Genomic DNA, 19,931 nt, shown 5'->3' on the forward strand with positions numbered 1-19,931 from the left:
CAAGGAGACCGCCATGAAGTTTTTTGTCGACACCGCCGACATCAAGGAGATCAAGGAACTGAACGACCTGGGGCTGCTCGATGGCGTCACCACCAACCCGTCGTTGATCCTGAAATCGGGCGGCAAGATCTCCGAGGTGACCAAGCAGATCTGCGATATCGTCGAAGGCCCGGTCTCGGCCGAGGTCGTGGCCACCGAGTTCAAGGACATGATGGCCGAGGCCGAAGTTTTGGCCAAGATCGCGCCCAATGTCGCCATCAAGGTGCCGCTGACTCTGGATGGGCTGAAGGCCTGCAAGACGATCCGCACCGAGATGAACCGCATGGTCAACGTCACCCTCTGCTTCTCGGCCAACCAGGCACTGCTCGCCGCCAAGGCCGGCGCCTCCTTCATCTCGCCTTTTGTCGGCCGCATCGACGACACCGGCTCGGACGGCATGGAGCTGATCTCGGAAATCCGCACCATCTACGACAATTACGATTTCAAGACCGAGATCCTGACGGCTTCGGTGCGCACGGTGAACCACGTCAAGCAGGCGGCCTTGATCGGCGCCGATATCGTGACGGCGCCGCCTGCGACGCTGAAGGCGCTGGTCAATCATCCGCTCACCGACAAGGGCCTCGCCGCCTTCCTCGCCGACTGGGCCAAAACCGGCCAGAAGATCGGCTGATGCCTGGGCATTGATGCCTGGGCATCGCGAATAAAAGAGGCCGGGCGACCGGCCTTTTTTGTAGATACAAGCGGTGTGCGAAGGTGTGCTTGAGATTCAGGTCAGGCCGAGCCGAAAATGGCGATTTTCGAGAACCGGAGCGGAGCGTACTTAAAGTACCTGAGCACCGGCCTACGCCGGCCATAGCCTTAATTTAGCTACCACGCCATTCACAAATGCTTCGGCCGGCGAAGGCCGGAAGCGCAGAAAACACCTTCAGATGGCCGTAGGAGTAGAGTTTCCAAACGGGCTCTCAGGCCTTCTTGCCGTGCTTGGCCAAGTCCTGGGCGATCGCCAGCCTGAGCAGATCGGCGAGCTCGCGGGCGGCGCGGTTCTCGGCGTCGATCTGCGCCCGGTAGGCCGCGAACTCCTGGCGCGGCCGGTCGAAGGACGACGGGATCGAGCGTTTGCCGACCGCGACCACCGTGCCGGTTGCGGTATCCCTGAGCACATAATTGGCGGTGAGCGTCACGGTGCCCGCCGTCGGCTCGTCCTCTTCGGTCTGCACCTGAACGATGGCCGCCGACTCGATCAGCTCGGTGACGCCGAGGTCGAGCGTATAGGCAGGCGATGCCGGCTCGCCCGAGCCCTGGCCGAAAGCGAAGATCAGATTGTTGCGCACCTGCTGGCCGTAGCGCGTGCCGACCGGCTTGATCGAGATCGATGCCAGCTCGGCGGCGGCGCCGACCTGCGAGCCGACGGTGAGCGGCGCGCTGGAATAGAGCGGCCGCACCGTGCAGGCCGAGACCAAGGCTAGCGAGGCGACCAGGCCGCAGAGAGCCGCGCGGCGCAGCGAATGCGCCGCCTGTGACTTTTCCGGATCAGGCAACGACATTGACGATCCTCTGCGGGACGATGATCACCTTGCGCGGGGCCTTACCATCGAGCGCTTTTTGCACGAAGTCGAGAGCCAGCACCGCTTTTTCGACGGCACCTTGATCCGCGTCGCGGGCAATTGTCAAATCCCCGCGCTTCTTGCCGTTGACCTGCACAGGCAGCACGATCTCGTTGTCGACGACGAGACCCGGATCGTAGACCGGCCACGGTCGTTCAGCGACCATGTCGGTGCCGCCCAGCGCCTCCCAGCATTCCTCGGCCAGATGCGGCATCACCGGCGCGATCACCTGCACCAGGATCTCCACGGCCTCGCGGCAGGCGCTTTTCAGGGCCGCGTCGGCCTTGCCTTCGGCGACGTCGTTGAGCGGCGTGGCCAGCGCGTTGGCAAGCTCGTAGATGCGCGCGATCGCCCGGTTGAAGCCGAGCTTCTCGATGTCCTCGCCGATCGCCTTCAGGATCTTGTGCGCAGCCTTGGAAACGGCGCCCGCCTCGCCATCCTTCGCCGCCGCTGGCTTCACATCAATGAGCGATTCGGCCGCGATCTGCACCAGGCGCCAGACGCGCTGGACGAAGCGGTGCGCGCCGGCCGCGCCCTCGTCGGTCCATTCGACGTCGCGCTCGGGCGGCGAATCCGACAGCATGAACCAGCGCGCGGTGTCGGCGCCGTAGCCGTCGGTGATCTCTTCCGGGCTCACCGTGTTCTTCTTCGACTTCGACATCTTCTCGAGCGCGCCGATCGACGCCTCCTCGCCGGTCGCGATCTCGATGGCGCGGCGCTTGCCGCCCACATCCTCGATCCTGACCTCGCCCGGCGACAGCCAGCGCCCGTTGGTCGACGGGCCGCCGACGCGGTAGGTCTCGTGCACGACCATGCCTTGCGTGAACAGGCCCTTGAACGGCTCGGCGAGATTGAGATGACCGGTCTCGCGCATGGCGCGGGTAAAGAAGCGCGAATAGAGCAGATGCAGGATCGCGTGCTCGATGCCGCCGATATACTGGTCGACCGCCAGCCATTCGTCGGCCGCCTTCGGCTCGGTCGGCTCGTTGGCCCAGGGCGCCGTGAAGCGCGCGAAATACCAAGACGAATCGACGAAGGTGTCCATCGTGTCGGTCTCGCGCCGCGCGTCGCGGCCGCATTGCGGGCACTTCACATGCCGCCAGGTCGGGTGGCGGTCGAGCGGATTGCCGGGACGGTCGAACTCGATGTCGTCGGGCAGCCTGACCGGCAGGGCGGCCTTCGGCACAGGCACCACGCCGCAAGCTTCGCAGTGGATCATGGGGATCGGGCAGCCCCAATAGCGCTGGCGCGAAATGCCCCAGTCGCGCAGGCGGAAATTCACCTTGCGCTCCGCCATCGGCCGCCCGCCGATCGTCTTCTGTTCGAGCAGCTTTGCCACTTCGTCGAAGGCCTGCTCGGGCTTCATGCCGTCGAGGAAGCGCGAATTGATCATCACGCCCTCGCCGTCATAAGCCTCCTCGATGATCTGGAAGCTTCCTTGATTTTCGCCCTCCGGCATCACCACCGGGATAACCGGCAGGCCGTATTTGTTGGCGAAGTCGAGGTCGCGCTGGTCGCCGGACGGGCAGCCGAAGATGGCCCCGGTGCCGTATTCCATCAGCACGAAATTGGCGACATAGACCGGCAGCGTCCAGCTGTCGTCGAACGGATGGACGACGCGGATGCCGGTGTCGAAGCCCTTTTTCTCGGCCGTCTCGAGCGCGGCCACCGAGGTGCCCATATGGCGGACCTCGTCGATGAACTTGGCCAGCGCCGGATTGTTTTCGGCGGCCTTCCTGGCCAGCGGGTGATCGGCGGCGACCGCCATGAAGGAAGCGCCGAAGATGGTGTCCGGCCTGGTCGTGTAGACCTCCAGCTCGTGCATCTCGCCGACCGGTGCGGCCAGCGGCCAGCGGATCAGCAGCCCATCCGAGCGGCCGATCCAGTTGTGCTGCATCAGCTTGACCTTTTCCGGCCATTCCTCGAGCAGGTTGAGCGACTCCAAGAGGTCCTGCGCGAAATCGGTAATCTTGAAGAACCACTGCGTCAGCTCGCGCTGCTCGACCAGCGCGCCCGAGCGCCAGCCGCGGCCGTCGATGACCTGCTCGTTGGCGAGCACCGTCATGTCCTCCGGGTCCCAGTTGACCTTGGAGGATTTGCGCGTCACCAGCCCCTTCTCGACGAAGTCGAGGAACAGCATCTGCTGGCGGTGGTAGTAGTCGACGTCGCAGGTCGCGAACTCGCGTGCCCAGTCGAGCGACAGGCCCATCATCTTGAGCTGCTCGCGCATGACGGCGATGTTCTCATAGGTCCAGTCCTTGGGATGGACCTTGTTCTGCATCGCCGCGTTCTCGGCCGGCATGCCGAAGGCGTCCCAGCCCATCGGATGCAGAACGTTAAAACCCTTGGCCCGCTTGTAGCGCGCCACCACGTCACCCATCGTATAGTTGCGGGTGTGGCCGATATGGATCTTCCCCGACGGATAGGGGAACATCTCAAGCACGTAGTATTTCGGCTTCGGGTCGTCGTTCCTGGCCTCGAACAGCTTCTTTTCGGCCCAGGCCTTCTGCCATTTGGGCTCTGACGTGCGCGGATTGTATCGTTCGGTTGCCATCGGATGTTTTTCACTTAAAAGCGGGTGCACGGCACCGGACAAGGCCGGCGGCCGAGAAATGTCGTCGCGGTGTTCACCATGGATTGCCGGACCCGTCAACTGTGGCGATCCGGCGTTGGCGCTAAACTATAGGCAGGATATGGGCGTGACGAGTGCCGTCGAACAGCTTCTCGCGGTCAAGGCGAAGATCGCGAATGCCGAGGGCGAGGCCAAGCGCGACCCCGGTGCCGTCACGCTGGTCGCGGTGTCGAAGACCTTTGCGGCCGAAGACATTCGCCCTGTGATCGAGGCCGGCCAGCGCGTTTTCGGCGAGAACCGCGTGCAGGAAGCCCAAGGGAAATGGCCGGCATTGAGAGAAGCATTTCCCGACATCGAATTGCATCTGATCGGTCCGCTGCAGTCCAACAAGGCGAAGGAAGCGGTGGCGCTTTTCGACGTCATCGAGACGGTCGACCGCGAGAAGATCGCCGCCGAGCTTGCCAACGAGACCGCCAGGCAAGGCCGAGCGCCAAAACTCTATGTCCAGGTCAACACCGGCTCCGAGCCGCAAAAGGCAGGCATCGAGCCGCGCGAGGCCGTCGCCTTCGTCAAGCGTTGCCGCGAGGTGCACGGCCTCGCCATCGAAGGCCTGATGTGCATTCCGCCGGCGGACGAGAATCCCGGCCCGCATTTCGCGCTTTTGGAAAAGATCGCCCGCGAGGCCGGCGTCGCAAAGCTCTCGATGGGCATGTCCGGCGACTACGAGACCGCGATCGCCTTCGGCGCCACCAGCGTCAGGGTCGGCTCGGCGATCTTCGGCAGCCGGGCCTAGGCAGCCCCGGGAAAAGTGCGCAGCGGTTTTCCTTCCGCTATCGTGAAAACCAATGATGAAAGCAGGCGCGTCATACCACCGCATTGTCGCGCTGGATCACCTCACTAGGTGCGGGTGAAGGAACGAGCGCGTGGCTCCTTTCAAGTCAAAGGAGGCTCCGATGACCGTCACACGCGACGACCGGGAAATCACACAGGACCGGCAAGTCTCCCGCGGACTGCATCGATGGGTCTACTTCGCCATGGTGGGGCTTGCTGCCTGCTACGCGCTGTCGGCCTGGATCGGCTTCGCCGGCGGCTATGACGAATATCTGCTTTCCGTCGTCACAGGCTTCATCGTGATGGCGGTGGCGCTGCCGGCCATCGCCGGTCACGTCTGGCGCCATCACCGGATCGGCCGCCCCGGCAAGGCCAAAGCTTTTCCTGACTGGATCGCAGGCGAGTTCGACACCGGCGAGCATCCGGTGAAATCCAGCACCGCGACGATCGAAATTCTCCTGCCGCTTGCCGCCGTCGCATTCGGCATGACGGCATTCGCGATCCTCGCCCTAGTGGAAAGCTGAGCAATCCTAGGCAGACGCTTGGTCACGATCTCGTTACCCACCCTGCCAGCGGGCGAATTCGCTGCGCCGTCGCTTGAAACGAAACGGCCCGTTCCTATTTCCCCCATGTCATTCAGACAAACGTGTCGTTCAATCCTTCTCTCGGGAAATTTCACCATGCGCTACAACCAGCTTGGCAATACCGGTCTGTTCGTCTCCGAGCTCTGCCTCGGCACCATGACCTTCGGCGCCGCCGGCGAGAATGCCCAATGGGGCCTCATCGCCAGCCTCGACCAGAAAGGCGTCAACGAGATCGTCGGCCGCTCGATCGCCGCCGGCGTCAATTTCTTCGACACCGCGGACGTCTATTCCTTCGGCCAGTCCGAGCGGCTGCTCGGTCAGTCGTTGAAGGATCTGGGCGTCAAGCGTTCGGACGTCGTCATCGCCACCAAGGTGCACGGCGTCATGGGCGAAGGCCCCAACCAGCGCGGCTCCTCGCGCGGCCATATCATGGATTCGATCGACGGCAGCCTCGAGCGGCTGCAGACCGACCATATCGATCTCTACCAGCTGCACGGCACCGATCCGGTGGCGCCGATCGACGAGACGCTGCGGGCGCTCGACGACCTCGTCGCCAGCGGCAAGGTGCGTTACGTCGGCGTCTCCAACTGGCAGGCCTGGCGCATCGCCAAGGCCCTCGGCATCGCCGAACGCAAGGACTATGCCCGCTTCGAGACGGTGCAATCCTATTACTCGATCGCCGGCCGCGATCTCGAACGCGAGATCGTGCCGCTGCTCAACGAGGAAAAGCTCGGCCTCATGGTCTGGTCGCCGATGGCGGGCGGGCTGCTCTCGGGCAAATACGGCCCGGGTGCGCCGGGCAATGGGGAGGGCCGCCGCGCTTCCTTCAACTTCCCGCCGGTCAACGAGGACCGCGCCTGGGCGGCGGTCGCCGTCATGCGCGAGATAGCCAAAAAGCACGGCGTCGGCATCGCCACGGTGGCGCTGGGCTATGTGCTGGCCAAGCCCTTCGTGATGAGCGTCATCATCGGCGCCAGCCGCATGGATCAGCTCGAACAGAACCTTGCCGCCACCGGGCTGAAGCTCGACACCGACGATCTCACCAGACTGGATGAGGTGAGCGCGCTGCCCACCGAATATCCCGGCTGGATGCTGGAACGGCAAGGCGCCGGCCGGCGTCCGGCGCCCTTCGTGCCGAAGCATAATCTTTCCACCTGATCTGGCATCTCGAAAGCCGCGTGTCCTTCGGGGCGCGCGACTCCATTCGCTCAGAGCCGGACTGTCTCGGCAAGAAAATCAAGAAAGGCGCGCACCCTGGCCGGCAGATGCTTGCCTTGGCCGACATAGACGGCGTGCGTCGGTTCCTCGTCGCCCGGGTTGAACTCTTCCAGCAGCGGCACAAGCCGCCCGGCAGCAATGTCGGGCGCGACATGCCAGCGCGCCAAGCGCGCGACACCCGCTCCCGCCAAAGCCGTCAGCCGCATCGCCTCGCCGTCGCTGACCATCGCGTTGCCGGCGATCGCGACGACGATCGGCGCGCCATCCGCGTCGATGAAAGGTAGGCCATCGATATGCCGGGCAAAGCCGAAGGCGAGCAGATTGTGCCTGCCGAGATCGGCGGGTTCGCGCGGCGTGCCGTGCGCTTCGAGATAGGCGGGCGAGGCAATCACCACCATCCGACTCTGGCCGAGCTTGCGCGCCATCAGCCGCGACTCGCGCAGCGGCCCGGCGCGGATGGCAACGTCGGCGCGCTCCTCCATCAGATCGATGACGCTGTCGGTCAGCACCGCCTCCACCGAAATCTCCGGATAGCGTTCGAGGAAGCGCGGCAAAAGCGGCATCAGCCGGTGCTGGCCGAAAGGCACATAGGCGTTGACCCTCAGCCTCCCCCGCGGCGTGGCACCCGCCGCCGCTTCGCGCTCGGCGGCGTCGAGGTCGGCGAGAATACGGGTGCCGCTGTCATGGAAAGCGGCACCTTCCGGCGTCAGTTGCAGCCGGCGTGTCGAGCGGCTGATGAGACGCGCGCCGAGCCGCGCTTCGAGCCGCGCGATCAGCTTGCTCACCGCCGACGGCGTCATGCGCAACACCCGCGCCGCGGCCGAAAAACTGCCCGCCTCGACGACGCGGACGAACACTTCGATCTCGCCGGAGCGGTTGATTTCGGATCTCGCCATTCGTGAATCTATTTCACAGAAAATATGCCTGACGCAAGGCTGGTTCACAGCTAGGCGGATCACGATCTTCGGGGTCGGGTGCGGGATTGGGCGCCTCTCCATGTTCGATCGGACCACCGCCATGCCCCTTGCTCTTTATGCCCTCACCGCCGGCGCCTTCGGCATCGGCGTCACCGAATTCGTCATCATGGGCCTGCTGCTCGATGTCAGCGCCGATCTCGGCGTCTCGATCTCGGCCGTCGGCCTGCTCATTTCCGGCTATGCGCTGGGCGTCGTCGTCGGCGCGCCGCTGCTTGGCGCGCTCACCGGCCGCCTGGCGAAGAAGACATTGCTGCTTGCCCTGATGGTGGTCTTCACCGTCGGCAACCTCGCCTGTGCGCTGGCGCCGGACTACTGGACGCTGATGTCGGCGCGTGTGCTCACCGCCTTCGCCCATGCCTCCTTCTTCGGCGTCGGCTCGGTCGTCGCCACCAGCCTCGTCGCGCCCAACAGGAAGGCTTCAGCGATCGCGCTGATGTTCACCGGCCTCACCGTCGCCAACATCCTCGGCGTGCCCTTCGGCACCTGGCTCGGCCAGGCCTATGGCTGGCGCTCGACCTTCCTGGCCGTCACCCTGGTCGGCGTCGTCGCCTTTGCCGTGATCACGCTGCTGGTGCCGCGCGACGATCCATCCGTCGATGACGGGGATGAGGGCTCCGAAGGTGCGCTGGCCGTGCTTGGCCGCCGGTCGGTGCTGCTCGGCCTGCTGACCACGGTGCTGAGCTGGGTCGGCGTCTTTGCCGCCTTCACCTATCTGGCGCCGATCCTCACCCGCATCAGCGGCTTTTCCGAAGCCGCCGTGTCGCCGATCCTGCTCGTCCTCGGCGGCGGGCTGGTCGCCGGCAATCTTCTCGGCGGACGCCTTGCCGACCGCCATCTGGTGCCGACCGTCATCGGCACGCTGATCGCGCTCTCGGCCGTGCTGTTTCTCATGACCGCCGCCATCCATCAGCCGATTGCGGCAATCATTGCCGTCGGCCTTTTGGGCGCGGCCGCCTTCGCCACCGTCGCGCCGCTGCAGATGTGGGTGCTGGAGAAGGCCAAGGGCGCCGGCCAGGGCCTCGCCTCGTCCTTCAACATCGCCGCCTTCAATCTCGGCAATGCGATCGGCGCCTGGCTCGGCGGCTTCGTCATCGACCACGGACCGGGCCTCGGCGCCGTCACGCTTGTCGCCGGCCTGGTGCCGCTCGCAGCACTCGCCGTGGTGCTTCTGGCGCTGCGGCTGGAGCGTAGCCGCGCCATCGGCGCGCCGGTCACGGCACAGTGCTGACCAGCCCAAATCCGCCCTCAAGATCATAAGGAGCAAGATCATGGACTATCGACGTCTCGGCGCATCCGGCCTGAAAGTGCCGGCGCTTTCCTTCGGCGCCGGAACCTTCGGCGGCTCCGGGCCGCTGTTCAGCCATTGGGGCAACAGCGACGCCAAGGAAGCTCGCCGGCTCGTCGACATCTGCCTGGAGGCCGGCGTCAATCTCTTCGACACGGCCGACGTCTATTCGAACGGCGCGTCGGAGGAGGTGCTCGGCGAAGCGATCAAGGGCCGCCGCGAAGCGGTGCTGATCTCGACCAAGACCGCGCTGCCGATGGGCGACGGCCCGGCCGATTACGGTTCTTCCCGTTCGCGATTGATCAGGTCCGTCGACGCGGCGCTGAAGCGCCTCGGCACCGACTATATCGACCTCTTGCAACTCCATGCCTTTGACGCCGCGACGCCGATCGAGGAAGTGCTGTCGACGCTGGCCGACCTCGTGCGCTCGGGCAAGCTGCGCTATGTCGGCGTCTCCAATTTCTCCGGCTGGCAGGTCATGAAATCGCTCGGCCTTGCCGACAAGCATGGCTACCCGCGCTATGTCGCGCATCAGGTCTACTACTCGCTGGTCGGGCGTGACTATGAATGGGAACTGATGCCGCTCGGCCTCGACCAGGGCGTCGGCGCCCTGGTGTGGAGCCCGCTCGGCTGGGGCCGGCTGACCGGCAAGATCCGCCGCGGCCAACCGCTGCCGCAAAAGAGCCGCCTGCACGACACCGCGAGCTTCGGCCCGCCGGTCGAGGACGAGCATCTCTATCGGGTGGTCGATGCGCTCGAGGCCATCGCCGCCGAAACCGGCAAGACCGTGCCGCAGGTCGCCATCAACTGGCTCTTGCAGCGGCCGACCGTGTCGTCCGTGATCATCGGCGCGCGCAATGAGGAGCAATTGCGCCAGAACCTCGGCGCCGTCGGCTGGACATTGACGCCGGAGCAGATGAAGGCGCTCGATGATGCAAGCGCGGTGACCGCGCCCTATCCTTACTTCCCCTATCGCCGCCAGGAAGGCTTTGCCCGGCTCAATCCGCCGGCGGTGTGATTAAGTCGCGGTCCTTCGTTTCGGGATCATCATGGACATTTGGGAGTAGCGAAGCCCCTCAACTTCGTCATCCACGGGGCGGGAGCAGCCGCGAAGCGGCGTCGCGAAGACCCGAGGATGACGAAGCGATAGGCGTTTCCACCAATCACTCGCGGTCGATAAGATTCCTGCGCTACTGCACCTAATGCAGCACGAACTCCCCGTCCACCTTCCGCCACTCGTTCGGCGCGATCAGCTTCTGGTGCGTGTAGGTGACCGAATGCAGCGGGCCGTCGAGCTTCGTCTTCCAGAATTCGATGAAGCGGATCAGCACCGGAAACTTCGGCGCGATGTCGTAGTCCTGCCAGATGAAGCTCTGCAGCAAATGCGGGTGGTCGGGAAAGTGATAGAGGATTTTGGCCGTGGTCAGCCCATAGCCTCTCAGCATCAGGTCCATTTCGGAATGATCGCGCATTGCAGCCCCCAGATTTGATTCTCCTTTCCTCCCAACACGAAATTGTGCGCGCTATTGCTTACCCGTCTATTGATATTCTAGTGATCGCCATCGGTTTTGTCACGAAAAAACATATGCTTAGCAGCGATACGCGGCGAGTGCTGACAGCGTTTCGCGGTTGCCCCTGCGTCATCCCGCCGCGCGAATCCAACGTCTAATATTGCCGTCACGGCGGAACTGTTAATAATGCCCGCGAATTCGCGGCCGCTTCGCCGCGATGCCGCCGGCACGTCAAGCCAGCGGAACGGTTCCGGAGGAAAGCTGAAAAATGTCCGATGTCCATGTCCACCGCGTCCAGCCGGCGTGGAAGAAGAATGCGCTGATCGACAACGACACCTATCTCAAATGGTATGCCGACAGCATGAAGAACCCGGACAAGTTCTGGGGCAAGCACGGCAAGCGCATCGACTGGTTCAAGCCCTTCACCAAGGTCAAGAACACCTCCTTCGACGGCAAGGTCTCGATCAAGTGGTTCGAGGACGGCCAGACCAATGTTTCCTATAACTGCATCGACCGGCATCTGAAGAAGCGCGGCGACCAGACCGCCATCATCTGGGAGGGCGACAACCCTTATGACGACAGGAAGATCACCTATAACGAGCTTTACGCGCATGTCTGCCGCTTCGCCAATGTGCTGAAGAAGCACGGCGTCAAGAAGGGCGACCGCGTCACCATTTATATGCCGATGATCCCGGAAACGGCCTATGCGATGCTTGCTTGCACGCGCATCGGCGCCATCCACTCGGTCGTCTTCGGCGGCTTCTCGCCCGACGCTCTCGCCGGCCGCATCGACGACTGCAAGTCGACCATCGTCGTCACCGCCGACGAGGGCCTGCGCGGCGGCAAGCCGATCCCGCTGAAGGACAATACCGACAAGGCGATCGATATCGCGGCCAAGGCCGGTACCAAGGTCGAGAAGGTGGTGGTGGTTCGCCGCACCGGCGGCAAGACCGGCTGGGTGCCAGACCGCGACGTCTGGTACCACGACGAGGCGGCGACCGTTAAGGCCGACTGCAAGCCGGAGAAGATGAAGGCGGAGGACCCGTTGTTCATCCTCTACACCTCGGGCTCGACCGGCAAGCCGAAGGGCGTGCTGCACACCACCGCCGGCTATCTCGTCTATGTCTCGATGACGCACCAGTATGTCTTCGATTACCACGACGGCGACATCTACTGGTGCACCGCCGATGTCGGCTGGGTCACGGGCCACAGCTACATCGTCTATGGACCTTTAGCCAACGGCGCCACCACGCTGATGTTCGAAGGCGTGCCGAACTACCCCTCGCAGTCGCGCTTCTGGGAAGTCATCGACAAGCACAAGGTCAACATCTTCTACACAGCGCCGACGGCGCTGCGCGCGCTGATGGGCGCCGGCGACAGCCATGTGAAGAAGACCTCGCGCAAGTCGCTGCGCGTGCTTGGGACCGTCGGCGAGCCGATCAATCCGGAAGCCTGGGAGTGGTACTACAACGTCGTCGGCAACGCCAAGGTGCCGATCGTCGACACATGGTGGCAGACCGAGACGGGCGGCATCCTGATCACGCCGCTGCCGGGCGCCACCGACCTCAAGCCGGGCTCCGCGACGCGGCCCTTCTTCGGCGTCAAGCCGCAGCTGGTCGACGGCGACGGCCAGGTGCTCGAAGGGGCCGCCGACGGCAATCTCTGCATCACCGATTCCTGGCCCGGCATGATGCGCACGGTCTATGGCGACCACGACCGTTTTGTGCAGACCTATTTCTCGACCTACAAGGGCAAATACTTCACCGGCGACGGCTGCCGCCGCGACGCCGACGGCTACTACTGGATCACCGGCCGCGTCGACGACGTCATCAACGTCTCCGGCCATCGCATGGGCACGGCGGAAGTGGAGTCGGCGCTGGTCAGCCACGACAAGGTCTCGGAAGCCGCCGTCGTCGGCTATCCGCACGACATCAAGGGGCAGGGCATCTACTGCTACGTCACGCTGATGGCCGGCAGCACGTCGAGCGAGGATCTGCGCAAGGAGCTTGTCGCCCACGTCCGCAAGGAGATCGGCGCCATCGCCACGCCCGACAAGATCCAGTTCGCGCCGGGCCTGCCCAAGACCCGCTCGGGCAAGATCATGCGGCGCATCCTGCGCAAGATCGCCGAGGATGATTACGGCGCGCTCGGCGATACCTCGACGCTGGCCGATCCGGCCGTAGTCGACGACCTCGTCGCCAACCGGCAGAACAAAAGGGCCTGATGACAGACCGGGCGGCACTCGGCACCGTCAGCCAGCTCTGGCGCTATCCGGCGAGCTCGCTCGCCGGCGAGCGTCTCGACGCTATCTCGGTCGGCATCGAAAGCATCGAAGGCGATCGCATGTTCGGCCTGGTCGACGCCACGGACAATGAGATCGCGCGGCCCGACCGCGACGTCAAATGGCACAAGGTGCCACGCATCCGCACCAGGCTGGCCGCAGACATGAAGCTCGAGGTGGCCGTGCCAGACGGCGACTGGCTGGCGGCCCCTGGGATCGAAAGCGATGGCGCCGTTTCGAACTATCTCGGCTTCAAGGCGTCGATCCGGCCGTTCGGCCAGGAGAACGCGTCGCCGACCTATGCCGGCCCGCTGACCGCCGCCCGCTACCGCAAGGCGCCGATCCATCTGCTGACCACCGCCTCGCTGGCAAGGCTGAAGGCGCTGCATCCGGAAGGCGTGCCCGATCCGCGCCGTTTCCGTCCCAACATCGTCGTCGATATGGACCCCGTCGAAGGCTCTTTCCCGGAGACGGAATGGATCGGACGCAAGCTCGCGGTCGGCGATCTCCTGCTCACCGTCTCCGAGCCCTGCCGCCGCTGCGGCTTCACCATCATTGCCCAGGACGGCTTCGACAACGATCCCGGCATCCTGCGCAACCTCGTCCGCCACAACGCCCACAATATCGGCGTCTACTGCACAGTCGACCGGCCGGCGCGGGTGGAGATCGGCGCGCCGATGCGGTTCCTGTAGGCTATCGATACAGATCGGCCCGCGTCGGCGGCAGGCCGCTCGGCCCCCGTGCGCGCTTTGTGGCGACGGTCTGGAATATCTGCGCCGAGGCGCGCTCGAAGGCGATCGAGCAGCCGGTGAGATAAAGCAGCCAGAGCCTCGCCTTCGCCTCGCCCACCTCGGCGATCGCCTCGTCGAAGCGGGCATACAGGCGCTCCGCCCACAGGCGGCAGGTGCGCTGATAATGCTCGCGCAGATTCTCGACGTCATGGACCAGGAAGCCATGCGCCTCGAGATTGCCGAGCGTCATGCCGATCGTGTCGAGCTCGCCGCCGGGAAAGATGTATTTGATCAGCGCCTTGTATTCCGGCCCCTTGCGCAATGTCTTCCTGATGTCGCCTTTGCTGCGCCTGGTGATGGCGTGGTGCAGATAGATGCCGCCGGGCTTCAGCAAGCGATGCACGGCCGAGAAGTAAGCAGCGTGGTTGGCAAGCCCCAGATGCTCGAACATGCCGATCGACGAGATCTTGTCGAAAGTGCCGGAGAGCTCGGCATAGGATTTTATCTCGATGGTGATGCGGTCCTCCAGCCCCTCGGCGCGAATGCGCTCGCGCGCAAGGTCCGTCTGCGCTTGCGACAGCGAAACGCCGTGGCCGACGACACCATAGTTCTTCGCCGCATGGATGAGCATCGCGCCCCAGCCGCAGCCGATGTCGAGCAGCCTTTCGCCCGGCTTCAGCCTGAGCTTGCGGCAGATATGATCGAGCTTGTCGATTTGCGCCTGGTCGATGCCGTTAGCGAAATCCCGGAAGTAGCCGCAGCTGTAGACCATGCGCTCGTCGAGGAAGAGCCGGTAGAAGGCATTCGAGATGTCGTAGTGATGCTGGATCGCCTCCTTGTTCGATCCGCTGACATATGGGTTACGTCCGGAGAGATCGCCGCGCGCCGTCATCTGCTTTCGCGAAAACAACACCATTGGCAGGTCGCGCAGGATCGCCAGCTTGGGCAGCGATTTGAGCTTCGTCTTGAGCTTGCCCTGCGAAGGCAGAGCGTAGAAATCGAACAGCGTGCCTTCTTCGATGTCGACGGTCTTGGAAATCCACATCTCGACCAGCGTCGAGAAGGCCGGCCGCCGAACCAGTTGCCAGACGATGTCCTGGTCGTTGATGGCGAGCACCGGACCGTCGGCGGGGCCGATCCGCTCGCCGGTCCACAGCCTGACCGCAAAGCCGGGCTTCAGCGTCTCGACGACCGTTCGCACGATCCGCGCAGCTCTATCGGCAGCGTCCACTCCCACCTCCCGATGCGTCGATTCCGCCCCTGAGCGCCACTGTCGTCCACCGGCCTGTGGACCGCAATCCCGACTGTTGCGCAAAAACACCGCGGGAGGAGGATTTCCTAGCCTGGGCACGGCCGTTCCGCGACGTCACCTTGTCTTTTGCTCCGGCGCACCCCATCATGATGATGTGTTCAACAAACCGAAAGGAGGTGATCCGATGTCGAGTGATTTCGTTTTCCATAACGTGAGCTCAGCGGATTGCACTTCCGGGAAGCAGTCTTCCCGTTAAGGCGCGAGACGCGCGGCAGGTGACCCGAAGGGGTCGCCGCCAGGAGCCGCGTCATGGACGGAAACACGGAAGGCCGCCTGCTTCGTCAAGAAGCGGCGGCCTTTTCCGTTTGGACCGATAACAATCCAGGAAGTGTGTGAAGCGGCGTTTCCTAGGAACTAGCGTCCGGTGCTCAAAGGATCATTTGGCGACGGTGATGCGCTCGATATTTTCGACGATATCATCAAAGGCCTGCTGCAGTTCCGTACCGGTCGCAGCCTCGTAGTAATGCTTCAGCGAAGATGTGTCCGTGCTGGAGCAGTCCCGAAGGACGCTCTTGGCCTGATCCCGCTCGGTCGATGTCATGTCCGGATCATTGAGATCGAAGCCGATCGTGAAAATCTCGATGCCGTCGCGCTTCATGTTGTCGCAAATGCTTTCGGCATTGCCACGCGACATCTGGCCCCCATTCTCTGATTTGGGCGCGCCGCGAGCGCCAGCGAAGGCCGTGTTGAATTGACCGTCCGTCATCAGGATGGCGACCTTGGCGACTTTCCTCTTGTCGAAATTGGCGGGACCTGCACCGAGCCCTGCGTTGCTGATTGTCGAGCGCCATGAGGGCGAGAGCATATAGTAGCCCCACTGCGCGGCGATGCCGCCGGCCGTTACACCGGCCGCGGAGAAATCGTCGATCGTGTCGAGCAGCTTATCCTCGTCTGCCGTCAGCGGAATGAGCGCTGGAGCCGGGCAGTTTTTCATATGATCGTCGCGATTGACTTTGGCCAGGTACTCTCTGCCGTTGTTGTCCCACCGCGACGTGGAAGGCCCATCGGGCGAAGCGTCGGCATAGCCGTCCTTGTCCTTGCGTTCGGTGGCGCATTTATCCTTCGGCGGTGTCGCCGACACCGAAACCGGCGCGTCCAATGGCGGCGGCAGGTCTGGCCCACCCTTCTCCTCGACGAAGACGCTGCCGGAGAGACCGCGGTATTCACCGCTTCGGCATACGGAATGAGTGCCACGCGCACGCGCGGATCGCGGGGGTCGCGGTTCTGTTTCAGAAGATCCTTGACCGCATTCGAGGCCGCGTCCTGGAGGTCGCCGATCTTGTCGCCCTCCAGTCAGCGGCCATCGATCCCGTTATGTCGAGCATCATCGCCACCTCGATCTTCTTGTCGGAATAGAGCGCGGTGGTGGACGCCGCCACGCGCTGCATATCGCCGACGCTGAACAATGGAAAATAGAGGCCGATATCGGCATGCACGTCCACCTGCACCGTCTTCGCTGTCCTGTCGATCATGAGCTTGTCGAGCACGATCTGGTCGGCCTGCAGGATGCCGGCCGTGCTGTTGGCGTCGAGGAATGCCTGCACCGACGCATTGGCATCGGTTTCCTTGATGACGCCGAGGGTGAGATCGCGTGCCGTCGAGGTCACAGCGGCGTCGACGACGCTCTGCAAACTCGATCTCGCATTGTAGAGCTGCGCGATATTGACCGCGAATCCCGCCCCCAGCGCCAGGATCGATGCGGCAGCCCCGAACAGAACCGCGAAATTGCCTCCGCGATCCCGGGCAAAGCCGTTCACCCCACGAACGAGACCTTTGAACTGCCGCATCTTTCCGCCCCCATTGTTTGCGGATCGATGCCGCTCGACGGAGGCGTTGCAGGATTTCGGCCAGGCGCGGCCGCCGGCCAGCCGAAAGACGCTTAACGGCAGCTTAACGCGTTGTTTTGCTTGATTTCAGCGGACAGGAAGGTGAACGGCGGGTAAACGAAAAGGCGGCGGTGAAACAGCGTTCAGGAAGCGCTTACCATGTTCTGCGGAGCGACTGCGGCCCTTCCAGCTTCGGCACAGCGTCGGCTGTGCCGAAGTGGGTCAGCAGCGGCGCTGGAGCCGTAGTGAAACAGCCGCCCGGCTTACGCCAGCATCCGCGCGCTTATCGTACGGTCGAGGCCATGATGCGGTGGGTTGAAACGGTTGCCTTCCTGCTCATAAGTCCACACCTTGAACAGGGCGAGCTTGTGCGGGCCGAAGCTGTGCAGCAGCGGCACGTCGGTGGCGTCACGGCCGCGCGCGATCACGACGCGACCTATCCTGGGGCAATTGTGGCGCGGGTCGAACGTGTACCATTTGCCGTCGAGAAACACTTCCATCCAGGCCGAGAAGTCCATCGGCGCGGGATCGGCCGGCACGCCGATATCGCCGAGATAGCCGTTCACATAGCGCGCCGGAATGTTCATGGCGCGGCAGAGCGCGATCGCGAGATGCGCGAAGTCGCGGCAGACGCCGACGCGCTCCTCATGCGCCTGTGCCGCGGTGCGTGTGGCGCGGGCATAGCCGTAGCCGAAAGAGAGCCGGCTGTGGACATAGTCGACGATCGCCCGCACGCGCGCCCAGCCTGGCGGCAGATGGCCAAACAACTGCCAGGCGCGGTCGCTGAGGTGATCCGTCTCGCAATAGCGGCTGCCGAGCAGGTAGACCAGCACGTCATCCGGCAGATCCGCGACCGGTGTTTCGCGCGCCAGGGTATTGACCTCGTCGGTCTCGCCGCTGTCTTCGACCACGGCATCGTAAAGGATGCGGAAACCGCCGGCCGGCGCAGTGAAGCGGCGGCAGATATTACCATGGCGGTCGCGATAGGTCCGGGTCGGCACGGAAGGCGAGGTGAGCACGCGCGTCTGCCGTTTGATATCGGCATGGCGGTCGGGGTGGATATCGAGGAGCGAGATGATCGGCGTCGCCGCGACGCATTCGATAGCGATTTCGTAGCCGAGCCGGATCAGCATCGCGTTCCCCCTTTTTGTGATGTCGGAAGTCGGCATGGAGAACGCGGCAACGCGGCTCTTGTTCCTGTGGCGAGTCGAAATGACCGGCATGCGCCTTTCCAGGCAACGCCGCGGCGGTTACCATGGCAACAGCGTTTCGCCCTCCCCGAAAACGATTCCCAGGATATCCGATGTTTCCAGGCAGAAAATTCGCCGCCTTCCTTTTCGACATGGACGGCACGGTCCTCAATTCGATCGCTGCGGCGGAAAGGGTCTGGACCGAATGGGCACACCGCCATGGCCTCGACGTGGCGAGTTTCCTGCCGACGATCCATGGCAGGCGCGCGAGAGAGACGATCGCGGCGCTGAAACTCCCAGGTATCGATCCCCTGGCCGAAGCCGATGCGCTGCTCAAGGCCGAGGCCGCCGACCTCGACGGCATTGTTCCGATCCCGGGCGCGGTGGCGTTTCTCAAGTCGCTGCCGCCGGAACGCTGGGCCATCGTCACCTCGGCGCCCCGGGAGCTGGCGCTGCTGCGCATTGCGGCGGCCGGCATTCCGGTGCCCGCCATGATGGTTTCGGCCGAGGACGTCACCCGCGGCAAGCCGGCGCCCGACTGCTTCCGCTTGGCGGCAAAGCGTCTTGGGGTCGAGGCGCGCGATTGCCTTGTCTTCGAGGATGCTCCGGCAGGCATCGCGGCGGGCGAAGCTTCCGGCGCCTCGGTGATGGTGATCAGCGCCACGCACGTCCATCCGGTTGTGACGCAGCACGCCAGCATCGCCACCTACGATGCGCTCGGCGTCGCCATGGACGACAATGGCTGGATGGTCATCGGGCCGCAACGCGACGCGGCCTAGTTCTCGTTAAAAATCGCTGGTCAGACCCTTCACCTCCCAGTCGCCGTAGCGTCCGGGTTCCTTGCCGCCGCGGCCGCCGATCTCCTTCGGCAGGCGGGCTTCCGCCTCGCGGTATGCGTTTCGCCTGGCTTCGGCTTCCGCCAATGCGCGCTGCGCCTCCGGCGTCAGCGTCTTTTGCGGCTCGTCGCCTTCGGCGGTTTCGGTTTTGTTGGGTTGTTCGGTCATGCGATATTTCCTGCCGATTGAAACGGGGACCGGCGTTTCCCATCATATAGCCATGACGATGACAGGATCGACCCCTATACGCCACCACGCCGAACGGAAGAGACGATGAACACGCTTCGCACCGCCATGCTTCTTGCCACGATGACGGCGCTGTTCATGGGCGTCGGCTTTCTGATCGGCGGCACGGGCGGCATGATGATTGCCCTACTGTTCGCTGCGGGCATGAACCTGTTCAGCTACTGGAATGCCGACAAGATGGTGCTGTCGATGAACGGCGCCTTCGAGGTCGACGAAAGAAGTGACCCCAGATACTACAGGATAGTACAGGGCTTCACCCGGCGTGCCGGCTTGCCCATGCCGAAAGTGTACAAGATCGACACCCCGCAGCCCAACGCCTTTGCCACCGGCCGCAATCCTGAGAATGCCGCCGTGGCTGCCTCGACCGGCCTGCTGCAGCAGCTTTCGGATGAAGAAGTCGCGGCGGTGATGGCGCACGAGCTTGCCCATGTGCAGCATCGCGACACGCTCACCATGACGATTGTCGCGACGCTCGCCGGCGCCATCTCCATGCTCGGCAATTTCGCCTTCTTCTTCGGTGGCAGCCGCGACAACAACAACCCGTTCGGCTTCGTCGGCGTGCTTGTCGCCATGCTCGTGGCACCCTTTGCCGCCATGATCGTGCAAATGGCGGTGAGCCGCACCCGCGAATACGAGGCCGACCGGCGCGGCGCCGAGATCTGCGGTCACCCGTTGTGGCTGGCCTCCGCGCTCGACAAGATCGCGCGCGCTGCCGAGCGCATTCCCAATCCGAACGCCGAGCGCAATCCGGCCATGGCGCATCTTTTCATCATCAACCCGCTTCACGGCGAGCGCATGGACAATCTGTTCTCGACCCACCCGAACACCGAGAACCGCATCGCCGCCCTGCGGCAGATGGCGCGCGAGATGGGCGGCGCCCCGCAGGCCACACGGCGCGGGGCACCGGCGCCGTCGGCCGCCGATAAG

19 protein-coding genes are annotated in these 19,931 nt (G+C 63.9%); 10 read left to right on the forward strand and 9 right to left on the reverse strand.

Annotated elements, in window-relative coordinates; all coding sequences use genetic code 11:
• The first annotated feature begins 13 nt into the window (after positions 1-13).
• A complete protein-coding gene (gene fsa, locus AU465_RS35795; RefSeq protein WP_059188895.1) occupies positions 14-670 on the forward strand; it encodes a fructose-6-phosphate aldolase in 657 nt (218 codons plus the stop codon).
• A gap of 292 nt (positions 671-962) precedes the next feature.
• Here fsa and lptE read toward each other — a convergent pair whose 3' ends face one another.
• Together lptE and leuS are read right to left on the reverse strand one after the other, a co-directional pair.
• Positions 963-1,544 (reverse strand): LPS assembly lipoprotein LptE, encoded by a 582-nt coding sequence (lptE, locus tag AU465_RS35800; RefSeq protein ID WP_192258201.1) that lies wholly within the window; start codon positions 1,542-1,544, stop codon positions 963-965.
• Positions 1,531-4,158: a leucine--tRNA ligase gene (gene leuS / locus AU465_RS35805; protein ID WP_192258203.1), complete on the reverse strand. Its 2,628-nt coding sequence runs from the start codon at positions 4,156-4,158 to the stop codon at positions 1,531-1,533. Before leuS ends, lptE begins: the two co-directional genes overlap by 14 nt.
• A 145-nt stretch (positions 4,159-4,303) precedes the next feature.
• Here leuS and AU465_RS35810 point away from each other — a divergent pair, with 145 nt between their 5' ends.
• From AU465_RS35810 to AU465_RS35820, 3 genes are all read left to right on the forward strand, one after another.
• A complete protein-coding gene (locus AU465_RS35810) occupies positions 4,304-4,969 on the forward strand; it encodes a YggS family pyridoxal phosphate-dependent enzyme (RefSeq protein WP_376774946.1) in 666 nt (221 codons plus the stop codon).
• A 160-nt stretch (positions 4,970-5,129) separates the two neighbouring features.
• Positions 5,130-5,531, forward strand: a complete 402-nt coding sequence (locus AU465_RS35815; protein ID WP_192258205.1) for a hypothetical protein — start codon at positions 5,130-5,132, stop codon at positions 5,529-5,531.
• A gap of 156 nt (positions 5,532-5,687) precedes the next feature.
• The gene (locus AU465_RS35820) at positions 5,688-6,749 is read left to right on the forward strand and encodes an aldo/keto reductase (RefSeq protein WP_192258207.1); all 1,062 of its coding nucleotides are present in this window, start codon (positions 5,688-5,690) and stop codon (positions 6,747-6,749) included.
• Positions 6,750-6,799: 50 nt separating this feature from the next.
• On the opposite strand, the gene AU465_RS35825 is transcribed toward AU465_RS35820, so the two are convergent.
• On the reverse strand, positions 6,800-7,705 hold the full coding sequence (locus AU465_RS35825; RefSeq protein WP_192258209.1) for a LysR family transcriptional regulator: 906 nt from the start codon (positions 7,703-7,705) through the stop codon (positions 6,800-6,802).
• 121 nt (positions 7,706-7,826) lie between these two features.
• Between AU465_RS35825 and AU465_RS35830 the strand changes: the two genes are divergently transcribed.
• Complete coding sequence (locus tag AU465_RS35830) at positions 7,827-9,014, forward strand: MFS transporter (RefSeq protein WP_192258234.1); 1,188 nt, start codon at positions 7,827-7,829, stop codon at positions 9,012-9,014.
• A gap of 40 nt (positions 9,015-9,054) precedes the next feature.
• On the forward strand, positions 9,055-10,089 hold the full coding sequence (locus tag AU465_RS35835; protein WP_192258211.1) for an aldo/keto reductase: 1,035 nt from the start codon (positions 9,055-9,057) through the stop codon (positions 10,087-10,089).
• A gap of 181 nt (positions 10,090-10,270) precedes the next feature.
• Here the strand turns inward: AU465_RS35835 and AU465_RS35840 are convergent, their stop codons facing one another.
• Positions 10,271-10,543: an usg protein gene (locus AU465_RS35840; RefSeq protein WP_192258213.1), complete on the reverse strand. Its 273-nt coding sequence runs from the start codon at positions 10,541-10,543 to the stop codon at positions 10,271-10,273.
• 307 nt (positions 10,544-10,850) lie between these two features.
• Here AU465_RS35840 and acs point away from each other — a divergent pair, with 307 nt between their 5' ends.
• Together acs and AU465_RS35850 are read left to right on the forward strand one after the other, a co-directional pair.
• On the forward strand, positions 10,851-12,806 hold the full coding sequence (gene acs, locus AU465_RS35845) for an acetate--CoA ligase (protein WP_192258215.1): 1,956 nt from the start codon (positions 10,851-10,853) through the stop codon (positions 12,804-12,806).
• Positions 12,806-13,555 (forward strand): MOSC domain-containing protein, encoded by a 750-nt coding sequence (locus AU465_RS35850; protein WP_192258217.1) that lies wholly within the window; start codon positions 12,806-12,808, stop codon positions 13,553-13,555. Before acs ends, AU465_RS35850 begins: the two co-directional genes overlap by 1 nt.
• A 1-nt stretch (position 13,556) precedes the next feature.
• On the opposite strand, the gene AU465_RS35855 is transcribed toward AU465_RS35850, so the two are convergent.
• The 4 genes from AU465_RS35855 to AU465_RS35865 form a co-directional block, all read right to left on the reverse strand.
• Positions 13,557-14,825 (reverse strand): class I SAM-dependent methyltransferase, encoded by a 1,269-nt coding sequence (locus AU465_RS35855; RefSeq protein ID WP_192258219.1) that lies wholly within the window; start codon positions 14,823-14,825, stop codon positions 13,557-13,559.
• Between the two features lie 457 nt (positions 14,826-15,282).
• Complete coding sequence (locus tag AU465_RS37590) at positions 15,283-15,987, reverse strand: vWA domain-containing protein (RefSeq protein ID WP_312891363.1); 705 nt, start codon at positions 15,985-15,987, stop codon at positions 15,283-15,285.
• A gap of 148 nt (positions 15,988-16,135) precedes the next feature.
• Complete coding sequence (locus AU465_RS37595; protein ID WP_312891364.1) at positions 16,136-16,693, reverse strand: TadE/TadG family type IV pilus assembly protein; 558 nt, start codon at positions 16,691-16,693, stop codon at positions 16,136-16,138.
• Between the two features lie 302 nt (positions 16,694-16,995).
• Positions 16,996-17,865, reverse strand: coding sequence for a transglutaminase-like domain-containing protein (locus AU465_RS35865; protein WP_192258236.1), 870 nt, complete (start codon positions 17,863-17,865; stop codon positions 16,996-16,998).
• 170 nt (positions 17,866-18,035) lie between these two features.
• Between AU465_RS35865 and AU465_RS35870 the strand changes: the two genes are divergently transcribed.
• The gene (locus AU465_RS35870) at positions 18,036-18,701 is read left to right on the forward strand and encodes an HAD-IA family hydrolase (protein ID WP_192258221.1); all 666 of its coding nucleotides are present in this window, start codon (positions 18,036-18,038) and stop codon (positions 18,699-18,701) included.
• Positions 18,702-18,707: 6 nt separating this feature from the next.
• On the opposite strand, the gene AU465_RS35875 is transcribed toward AU465_RS35870, so the two are convergent.
• Entirely contained in the window at positions 18,708-18,926 is a 219-nt protein-coding gene (locus tag AU465_RS35875; protein ID WP_192258223.1) for a DUF1674 domain-containing protein, read from the reverse strand.
• Between the two features lie 105 nt (positions 18,927-19,031).
• Between AU465_RS35875 and htpX the strand changes: the two genes are divergently transcribed.
• A partial coding sequence (gene htpX, locus AU465_RS35880) for a zinc metalloprotease HtpX (RefSeq protein ID WP_192258225.1) occupies positions 19,032-19,931 on the forward strand: 900 nt, incomplete at its 3' end.

This window comes from Mesorhizobium silamurunense (genome assembly GCF_014843905.1).
GTDB classification, from domain to species: Bacteria; Pseudomonadota; Alphaproteobacteria; order Rhizobiales; family Rhizobiaceae; genus Mesorhizobium; species Mesorhizobium silamurunense.